Source organism: Caviibacterium pharyngocola (assembly GCF_002795405.1).
GTDB classification, from domain to species: Bacteria; Pseudomonadota; Gammaproteobacteria; order Enterobacterales; family Pasteurellaceae; genus Caviibacterium; species Caviibacterium pharyngocola.
This window is the reverse complement of record NZ_PHGZ01000022.1, coordinates 1-3,030: the sequence shown is the minus strand read 5'-3', so window position 1 is coordinate 3,030 and position 3,030 is coordinate 1. Positions and strand designations below refer to the sequence as shown.

At 49.4% G+C, this 3,030-nt stretch carries 1 rRNA gene; it reads right to left on the bottom strand.

Annotated features, from left to right (window positions below):
- Positions 1–115 precede the first annotated feature (115 nt).
- Positions 116–3,010, bottom strand: a 23S ribosomal RNA gene (locus tag CVP04_RS09775).
- Positions 3,011–3,030 lie beyond the last annotated feature (20 nt).

Below are 3,030 nucleotides of genomic sequence, written 5' to 3'. Positions count from 1 at the left end.
TTAAATTCGAAACAAGCTAAATTCTGATTCTTTGATTTTCTTTATTTTGTCTTTTGGTTTTCTCTTTGTTTAGTCGCTTTATCTTACAACCTCAACCCAAAACACTTGAGGTTGTATGGTTAAGCCTCTCGGGCAATTAGTATGCGTTAGCTCAATGTATCACTACACTTACACACCGCACCTATCTACGTCGTAGTCTTAAACAACCCTTACTGACTTAAAGTCAGGGATGACTCATCTCTTGGCAAGTTTCGTGCTTAGATGCTTTCAGCACTTATCTCTTCCGCACTTAGCTACCCGGCAATGCGTCTGGCGACACAACCGGAACACCAGCGGTGCGTCCACTCCGGTCCTCTCGTACTAGGAGCAGCCCCAACCAATCATCCAACGCCCACGGCAGATAGGGACCGAACTGTCTCACGACGTTCTAAACCCAGCTCGCGTACCACTTTAAATGGCGAACAGCCATACCCTTGGGACCTACTTCAGCCCCAGGATGTGATGAGCCGACATCGAGGTGCCAAACACCGCCGTCGATATGAACTCTTGGGCGGTATCAGCCTGTTATCCCCGGAGTACCTTTTATCCGTTGAGCGATGGCCCTTCCATTCAGAACCACCGGATCACTATGACCTGCTTTCGCACCTGCTCGACTTGTCCGTCTCGCAGTTAAGCTTGCTTATACCATTGCACTAACCTGACGATGTCCGACCGTCATTAGCAAACCTTCGTGCTCCTCCGTTACTCTTTGGGAGGAGACCGCCCCAGTCAAACTACCCACCAGACACTGTCCGAGACCACGTTCCGTAATCTTCGTTAGAACATCAAACGTTAAAGGGTGGTATTTCAACAATGGCTCCACAATGACTGGCGTCACTGCTTCACTGCCTCCCACCTATCCTACACATCAAAATTCAATGTTCAGTGTCAAGCTATAGTAAAGGTTCACGGGGTCTTTCCGTCTAGCCGCGGGTACACCGCATCTTCACGGCGATTTCAATTTCACTGAGTCTCGGGTGGAGACAGCCTGGCCATCATTATGCCATTCGTGCAGGTCGGAACTTACCCGACAAGGAATTTCGCTACCTTAGGACCGTTATAGTTACGGCCGCCGTTTACTGGGGCTTCGATCAGGTGCTTCTCTTGCGATAACACCATCAATTAACCTTCCAGCACCGGGCAGGCATCACACCCTATACGTCCACTTTCGTGTTTGCAGAGTGCTGTGTTTTTAATAAACAGTTGCAGCCAGCTGGTATCTTCGACTTACTTCACCTTCGTCCGCAAGGGACTACAATTACGGTAAGCGCACCTTCTCCCGAAGTTACGGTGCTATTTTGCCTAGTTCCTTCACCCGAGTTCTCTCAAGCGCCTGAGTATTCTCTACCTGACCACCTGTGTCGGTTTTCAGTACGGTTTATAATAGACTGAAGCTTAGTGGCTTTTCCTGGAAGCGTGGTATCGGTAACTTCATCTCCTTAGAGACTCGTCATCACTTCTCGGTGTTAAGGTGTTTCGGATTTGCCTAAAACACCCACCTACCGGCTTAAACAGACATCCAACAGTCTGCTTACCTAACCTTCTCCGTCCCCACATCGCATCTATTACAAGTACGGGAATATTAACCCGTTTCCCATCGACTACGCTTTTCAGCCTCGCCTTAGGGGCCGACTCACCCTGCCCCGATTAACGTTGGACAGGAACCCTTGGTCTTCCGGCGAACGAGTTTTTCACTCGTTTTATCGTTACTTATGTCAGCATTCGCACTTGTGATACGTCCAGCAAACCTCTCGATTCACCTTCATCCGCTTACACAACGCTCCCCTACCCAACAGTATTTCTACTGATGCCGCAGCTTCGGTGCTATATTTGAGCCCCGTTACATCTTCCGCGCAGGCCGACTCGACTAGTGAGCTATTACGCTTTCTTTAAATGGTGGCTGCTTCTAAGCCAACATCCTAGCTGTCTAAGCCTTCCCACTTCGTTTCCCACTTAATTTAGACTTTGGGACCTTAGCTGGCGGTCTGGGTTGTTTCCCTCTCCACGACGGACGTTAGCACCCGCCGTGTGTCTCCTGAGTATCACTCTTCGGTATTCGCAGTTTGCATCGGGTTGGTAAGCCGGGATGGCCCCCTAGCCGAAACAGTGCTCTACCCCCGAAGGTGTCCGCTCAAGGCTCTACCTAAATAGATTTCGGGGAGAACCAGCTATCTCCCGGTTTGATTGGCCTTTCACCCCCAGCCACAAGTCATCCGCTAATTTTTCAACATTAGTCGGTTCGGTCCTCCAGTTAGTGTTACCCAACCTTCAACCTGCCCATGGCTAGATCACCGGGTTTCGGGTCTATACCTTGCAACTATCCGCCCAGTTAAGACTCGGTTTCCCTTCGGCTCCCTTATTCAGTTAACCTCGCTACAAAATATAAGTCGCTGACCCATTATACAAAAGGTACGCAGTCACCCTTACGGGCTCCCACTGCTTGTACGCACAAGGTTTCAGGTTCTATTTCACTCCCCTCGCCGGGGTTCTTTTCGCCTTTCCTTCACAGTACTGGTTCACTATCGGTCAATCAGGAGTATTTAGCCTTGGAGGATGGTCCCCCCTTCTTCAAACAGGATTTCTCGTGTCCCGCCCTACTTTTCGTTAGCTTAGTACCACAACACGGACTTCAAGTACGGGGCTATCACCCTGTATCGCTGTGCTTCCCAACACATTCCTCTGTCTCTGTCGCTATCACTCACAGGCTCTTTCGCTTTCGCTCGCCGCTACTCACAAAATCTCGGTTGATTTCTTTTCCTCGGGGTACTTAGATGTTTCAGTTCTCCCGGTTTGCCTCCTTATCCTATGAATTCAGATAAGGATAGTGGGTTCTTCACCCACTGGGTTTCCCCATTCGGATATCTTGGATTAAACGCTTCTTATCAACTCATCCAAGCTTTTCGCAGATTAGCACGTCCTTCTTCGCCTCTGATTGCCAAGGCATCCACCTTGTGCGCTTAGTCACTTAACCATACAACCTCAAATATTTTG